We start from the raw sequence: 7,036 nt of genomic DNA, 5'->3' as shown, positions 1-7,036 counted from the left end.
TATAATACTCCCCTTTATTGAGACCAAAAGGTCAGGATGCTAAGTTAATAAGTGGGTTTGTTTCCAGGTTGTGTTCAAGTGATACGAGGGTTGTTTTTTGCTGGTAACGATCGTTAGGTTTCTGCTTTGTGGTGCTGTGGATTTTCTGGTTGTAGTAGTTGATGTAGCCCTCGATGCCTTCAGCTAATTCGCCGCCGTCTTCAGCCGGGTTCAGATACACATGGTTGTACTTGAGTGACTTCCAGAACCGCTCGATCCAGATGTTGTCCGTTGCCCGTCCTTTTCCATCCATGGATATATTGATTCCGTTCTTTTCCAGGTACTGGGTCCAGCCGGCGCAAGTGTACTGCACGCCCTGATCCGAGTTGATGATCTCCGGAGTGCCATGTTCTGCGATCGCTTCCTGCAGCACCTCCAGGCACCAGCGCGCAGCCAGTGAGTTGGAGATGCCCCATCCGACGATCCTGCGGCTATACACATCAATGATGGCCGTGAGGTACATGAAGCCTCGCCGCATCGGGATGTAGGTGATGTCGGTGGACCATACCTGGTTGGGCCGGCTGATATCCAGCCCGCGCAGCAAATACGGTTTTATGAACACCTTCAGTCCCATTTTAGTGAGGTTTCGTCTGCGGTAGATGGTTTGATGGCCCAAGAGCCGGAACAGCCGCCGGACGCGCTTGGGACCAACCGGATAGCCACGGTCGCGCAAAAGGTGCACGACCGAGAGCACACCCTCAGTGGGATGATCGAGCAGGTGACGGTCCATGAGCTGCATCATTTTTAGATTCTCCGGCTTTTCAGGGCGGGGCTTGTAATAGATCCGGCTGCGGTGTACAGCCAGCAAGTCGCACTGCCGGCGTACCGACAGCTTTTTGGAGCGTGGTTGCACCAGCGAAGCGCGTGTGGTCAGATTCCCAGTTTCCTGCAACTTTTTTTTAGAAATTCATTTTCCACCCTGAGCTGTCCGATCTGGGCGTACAGCTCGCGGGTGTCGACGGATTCACCTTCTGATTCAGAAGGCTTCTCAAAAACAGCACTCATGTTTTCCAGGAATTCCGACTTCCAGCGCGAGATCATCACGGCGGAGACTTCGAACTTTGTAGACAGTTCAGCGAGCGTTTGCTGTCCCTTTATAGCCTCAAGGGCCACTTTGGCTTTGAACGCGGAGGAGAATTTGCGGCGGGTTTGCTTCTTCATTTCAGGTAGTTAAAAGTACATCGCTTTTTAACCAACCCTCTGGTCTTAATTTACGGGAGTATTATAGACCATATACATAACGGCGTCCATCCGCATTCAAAACGTCGATCTCGGAAATATGGTGAGGCTTTCGGAAATTATTCACGCGCTTTTCACGGGTAAGGTAGTTGCCAACCGTATAGCTTAATGCCGCTGGCTTATAGAGGTATTGAGGCGGAATTGGGGACCATCCCCCGTCTCCTGGCTTCGCCCATTTTATATGTATACCCGCCTGCTCATTGTATTCGAAATATTCAATGCGCATCCGGTAGAATTCTCCTCCCACCAGATTAACCTCGCAGCTCCGCTCCTGCGAACCGTGGATACTCCAATCATCAATTAATAAAGAATCATTTATCCAGATCCGAACACCATCGTCAGAAGCGACATAGAACTGGTATTTACCGGATACGGGCGGCTTAATCCGGCCCGTCCAACGGATAGAAAACTGGTCAACTTTCGGAAAACCGGGCAGGGGCCCGTTGAGTGCCCAAGGTGGCGAATGTTCCAAATAACCGTCCACCTGGGTTGCCCAAGGGGTACCCTCCAAATCCATATTGGTATAATATTCCGCCAGCAAACCAGTCCCGTCCGCGTTTCCATCCTCGGTGGTCGGCGGAGCACAAATAGCCGAAGGGAAGGTGTTGACCATATAATTTTCGATATAGCGTGCGAGTCCTACTTTATCAGCTTCATCCGCATTCAGATAGGAAATAACCTGCGTTCGCTTGTCCCGCTCTGGCTTTACCGCATTTTCACGGCTCAGTGCAATTTGCCCAACCGGACGTTGATTGCGATAACGCGTAAGGAAACTGGTTGCCGCCATATTCGGGTCGCTGACAAAGGGCTGAAACAGGCTGGTCGTGACGACGTCATCGCCACCGATGGCATCATAAAAAGCTTTGCTGTTGATCGCTTTTTCGCCAGGATTTCGGAAATAGGAAGCCTGAAAAAGGCCGTTATTATCCCGAAAGTCCACGCTTTTGGCCATTATGTTTTGGGAAAGCCAAGGGCCGTTTTGCGTGAATGCGCGGGTCACGTTAATATCGAACCCACCATGAACTACGTTCCCTACCCCTACGTCTATACTGCCACGGGCCGATTGGTCGCGCGTGCGCATTTGGTGGTCGTAAACAAATCCGATGTCACCACGGTATGCGCGAAACATTCCGCCGGTGCCTTCACCGGAAATACTGTATGCGTCGTACGTATAAAAAGGCAGTGCAATATGCGGAACGGCAGGCTTCTCGCGATAAGGTATTTCCTTTTCCCGGTTGAAATCCAGCAATGCGCTGCGATTACGGGCACCAGCCTGAGCATTCAGGTAGCCGAACGCCGGGAGCGAAGTGGTTTTGTCCGCTTCCGCGATGTACTGCTTTGACACATAGCCTGTTAGAGAGAGGTTCGGGTGCGCCACAAACATTTCCAGTCCGACCTTGGCGGTGAATGAATATTGTTCGCTCGTAAACGGTATTGTTATCGACGGATTTGTAGTTGGAGATGCAAAAGAAATAGAAGAAGAAATAGACCCCGCGGACTCAGTACTCGCAGCCTGATCTTTTGTTGCTGCCTTATATTGTTGTAAGCCAATGCCTAGTTGCAGCCCCTTCAATCCTGTGCGGCTATTATAGGATGTTCCGATGTTAAAACTTCCAATTCCGGTTGATCCGCTGCTACCATCAGCTGAACTCAATCTTACGCTAATAGATGGTGAAATCGTTATTCCTTCTTGTGAATTATTAGTAATGGAAAGCCCGCCAGAAAGACTACCCGCTGCTTTCGAGCCAGAATTTAAAGTCGCATTTAATGATCGTTCAACCCCAATTCCCTTGTAGGTGTTTTTAAATACGCCTAAACTGCCCCCCAAACGCAGGATCGGGAGCGCAGCCAGTTCGAAATCAGCTCCACCAGTTACGCCAACCGTTTGATTGGGCCTAATGCTGGTGGTTTTCGTAATAGAATCTGTCCCGTTGAAATCATCCGGCACCCCGCGCAGGTTGCGGGAAATTGTTCCCGGGTTAATATTCCATCCCAAACCCACCCAGCTGGCCTCCTGGTCCATCCCCACTCCCCCGCGATACGCAAGGTTAACCGGGTATCCGCCTACGTCCAACAAGGGAATATTGTAGGAAAAATCGCCGGAAAACAGGTCGACCATATTTTTTGCGTTTACCGATGAAAACGAGGACATTTCTGGTTGTCCAGGACCGCCAATGTCTTCCACCTCCGGTACGTGCTCTTTTTGATCACTAGGCTCCGATCCTTCTGAAACAACACTTACCGGACGTTTCAGATCCTCAATTCGCAGAGGAGTCATTTCCGATCCAGTGCCCGGCAGAACGCGGACGGGCTGCTTGCCTCGACGATTATTGCCTGACTGAACAATAAATTGAGCGCGGGTTCCGACACGACCGGCCAAAACGGTTTCGGCATAAATCAAGAAAAAGAAAAACAGTGCGATTGCCTTCGCTTTGGCATTTAAAAACTGCAGAATCATGAAGTCAGTTGTTTGGTTTGCCTTGGTGGCTTATTTAATACGATAAGTAAACTTGAGGAACCATTTGCGGTTATCCGCGTCGGATATAGAAAGCAGATAGGTATGTCCCTCCTGTAGTAAATCCAGAATATCTACCGAAAGGAAGTTGTCGCCGGGCTTCACATAAACGTCTTTGAATACAGAACCGGAACTACTTTTCGATACGTCTACGAAAGACAAATGAATCACGCGTTGATTTTGCTCGTTCGGATAAACAAAGCGTAATGGGCTACCCGTTGGCTCAGCCGACAAAGGCTCTTCCCGTGACAAACGCCGAGAGTACACTCCGCGTTCAGCTCCCGACGGCGTTGTACCTTTCAGCGAGAAATGAAAGGTCCACACCTCGCTTGCCACAATTGACTTTCCGCCATTTTTTGCAATCACTTGCCAGGCATATACCGACGCCGAGTCAAGCTTAGGTGCAGATTGCGGATACTGCAATTGCGACGTCTTCACATCGCTCAACTCAAAGACCGGGAAGTTCCGACTGATTGCATCTGCGCCGCTTTGCGTGGCTTCGACACGAACCAATTTGAAGTCGAACGATAATGATGGAAAGATATTTGGTGGGCCAGGGGGTATCCAGGAAAACAGCGGATTCTCCTGTTCCAGGCCAGCATTATCTTCGGGTAGTTGCAATACCGGCCCGTTAAGTGCTTCAACAGCGACGTTTTCGCAGTTTTCACTCAAGGTTTCCATTCCGTTGATTCCCTTGGCGAGAACGGAATAGCATACCGTGTAAGCTCCGGCCGGCAGATATCCACTTTGATCCGTGGTGATACCAGCATTCGGATCAAAGACTGCGTAGGTAATCGGAAGCAAGTCACCACTCCGGAAATTTAGAGCGCCCCTTCTGATGACGATCCGTGAAGAAGTACCGGAAAACAGGCGCCGGTTGTCGCGGGCGTCACTAACTAATACTTCTACCTGTGCCTCGCGCTCCTGAGTGCCGGCATTCGATATAATGAAGTTCCAAAGCTGATTCTTCATAACCAGACCAGAAGCCGGTAATTGCGGCTGGAGGAAAACCTGGCTTTTCGCAAGCAGCGAGAGACCGGATAGTCCTAAAAGCAATAAAAAACGTCGCATAAGCCCGAATTCATGTTATTAAAATGTTCTTCGAATCCCAATCGAACCCGAATTATTCCTTGTCAGTTTACTGGTGGTACCCGGCCAGAAGCCGCGCTCAACTCTGGCCGTTACCATCTGTTTCCCAACCGGGAATACCAGTTCGAAATTTTGCCCGACCTTCAAATCCGCACCATTCAACTCATTGATCTTGAAACCGAAAGAAAGGCTGCCGGCCGCTTTAAAAGGTATTCGAATCAAATTTTCGAAAACCATATAACGTGTCGGCCATGCAATAGACCGGGAAAAAGAAACCGTCAGATCGAAGGATTTGAAAAAAATAGAGTTGGTGAAAAAGTAATTGTCCGCATTCGATAATGCAAAAGCGCTGTCGGAGAGATGGTTTTGAAAGCAGGATAACAGCAAGGTAGATGTCGCGGTGGCTACGCCGAGCTTGTATGTGTGGGTAGCAGACCCTGTGATAGCTTCAAACCGGTTTTCAAAAAGCTGATCGCCCAATGCAGTCACCTGCGAGACAGGTTGCATGCCTAAAGAAATCGAGGGCCAGCCACGTTTTCTAAACCCAGCAGTGAACGTTTTCATGACATTACGGGCCTCGTAACGATGCATAACATAGGGGTTAGCATAGTCATTGGTAGAAAGCCCGGCGTCAAACCTTAGGTGGTTGCGAAAAAAGCCTTTTTTTACCCGAACCGACCATTCGGTTTGCTCCGAATTCGTTTGAAAGCGGTTAAAAGCCTGGTAGTTCGCGCCCTGATAGCGGTAGTAGCTTTCAAAATTCAGAAGGTGGCGCTCAACTCCCCCGCTCAAGCGAACGGCATACGCACGATCTCCGGATTCCGAAATCTTGTTTCCGGATTTGCCAATCGTATCAAAACTCCGGTAGTCGGGAGCGAAAGTCTGAGCGCCCTCCGCATACAGGGCGACTGTGGGCGCGATCTGCCAGCGGCCGCCAAGCGACAATCCCTTCGTCCTGATTGGTGTCCCGCCGGTCGAGTTTAACCCGTAGATGCGCTTTTCTCCTCCGAAGGCGGACAGCAAAACGTGGTTCCCCTCAATGGATCCAATGCCGAACCGAACCTGATACATATGTTGCGGCGTCCGAGGTGTGTTCGACATCAAAAAATCCCGGAAACGATTCTCCAAAACACCGGCAGTCACACCGAAAATGAACCAGGAATTATATTCAAAATTGATCCCGTTGATTGTGATATTTTTTGCCGTCAGGTCGGAAGTATACACATTGCTTCTTCCAAGCTGAAAGGCGCGGACATTCCGGATCCACCCCATCGGCACCTGTTTTCGATCAGCTAATAACGCTTCACCTTCAGGTGTCCGCCGCAATTTTCGAAGTGCTGTACGATCGCCTCCGTCGGCTAGTCGCAGCAACTTCTCGTAGTCTCTTGCCGCAGAAAGCAAAAGGTCTTGTTCATTTTTCAAGGAATCAGAAGCGTCCGAAAGCGATTTCAACTCCTTTTTGACGTTTTCATACTTTTCGATGAACGATTCGGCTTCTTTCCGGATCGAATCGTAGCGAACATGGTTTGCGCTATCGCTCAACTTACGATCGGAGCTCAGGGCCGGTACATTGATAAGTTCCCGATATTGAAGAAGTTGCAACTTGTTGGCGGGCTCGTTAAGCCATGTCTTCTTCTTTTCAATGCTTTGCTGCAGCGAACGATAGGATGCGATCGAAGCTGTATCATACATTTTCCGAAGCTTGTCCTCCCGCCTGGCCTGCAATCGAACCAGCACCGTTCTTTTTAACTCAGTTACATCGAGCGATATCTGGATGTCTGTGATATCCTGCAAAAACTCCGAATTGCTTCGGCGCACGAAAGCTCCGACCTGCAGGGGAAGTTGATCCTTTACCACAACGCCGGCGCGGACGGAAAACTGGTGCTGGCTCAGGTCTTTCGCAGGGAACAGACTGTCGACGGTTGAGCGGAGTAAAAAATTGTACTCAGCTACTCCACCGTTAAATCGAAAAACACGCTTTTTCGAAATGACGTTTATTCCGGAAGGCTGGCTTAATGAAAAGTTATTCGGAAAAAAACTGCTCTTTACTGCACTATCGCCCTCCTGCGCGTTGGCATCTCGCGCAATAAGCACAATCGCTATGAAAATCAAAGCAGCAGTTGGTCGCATTAGGTTGGCTATCAATGCGTTTTA

General features: G+C 49.7%; 5 protein-coding genes. All 5 read right to left on the bottom strand.

Annotation, left to right across the window (positions count from 1 at the left end; all coding sequences use genetic code 11):
* Positions 1 to 31: 31 nt before the first annotated feature.
* Positions 32 to 892, bottom strand: a complete 861-nt coding sequence (locus tag EPD60_RS16740; RefSeq protein WP_243647754.1) for an IS3 family transposase — start codon at positions 890 to 892, stop codon at positions 32 to 34.
* Positions 893 to 909: 17 nt separating this feature from the next.
* The gene (locus EPD60_RS16735) at positions 910 to 1,200 is read right to left on the bottom strand and encodes a transposase (protein WP_131447122.1); all 291 of its coding nucleotides are present in this window, start codon (positions 1,198 to 1,200) and stop codon (positions 910 to 912) included.
* Positions 1,201 to 1,261: 61 nt separating this feature from the next.
* Positions 1,262 to 3,736 (bottom strand): PA14 domain-containing protein, encoded by a 2,475-nt coding sequence (locus EPD60_RS16730; protein WP_131450662.1) that lies wholly within the window; start codon positions 3,734 to 3,736, stop codon positions 1,262 to 1,264.
* Between the two features lie 30 nt (positions 3,737 to 3,766).
* On the bottom strand, positions 3,767 to 4,864 hold the full coding sequence (locus EPD60_RS16725) for a hypothetical protein (protein ID WP_131450661.1): 1,098 nt from the start codon (positions 4,862 to 4,864) through the stop codon (positions 3,767 to 3,769).
* A gap of 18 nt (positions 4,865 to 4,882) precedes the next feature.
* Positions 4,883 to 7,012, bottom strand: a complete 2,130-nt coding sequence (locus EPD60_RS16720) for a coiled-coil domain-containing protein (RefSeq protein ID WP_131450660.1) — start codon at positions 7,010 to 7,012, stop codon at positions 4,883 to 4,885.
* Between the last annotated feature and the right edge of the window lie 24 nt (positions 7,013 to 7,036).

Origin of the sequence: Flaviaestuariibacter flavus (assembly GCF_004337505.1) — a bacterium.
GTDB classification, from domain to species: domain Bacteria; phylum Bacteroidota; class Bacteroidia; order Chitinophagales; family Chitinophagaceae; genus Flavisolibacter; species Flavisolibacter flavus.
This window is presented reverse-complemented; position numbering and strand designations above follow the sequence as displayed.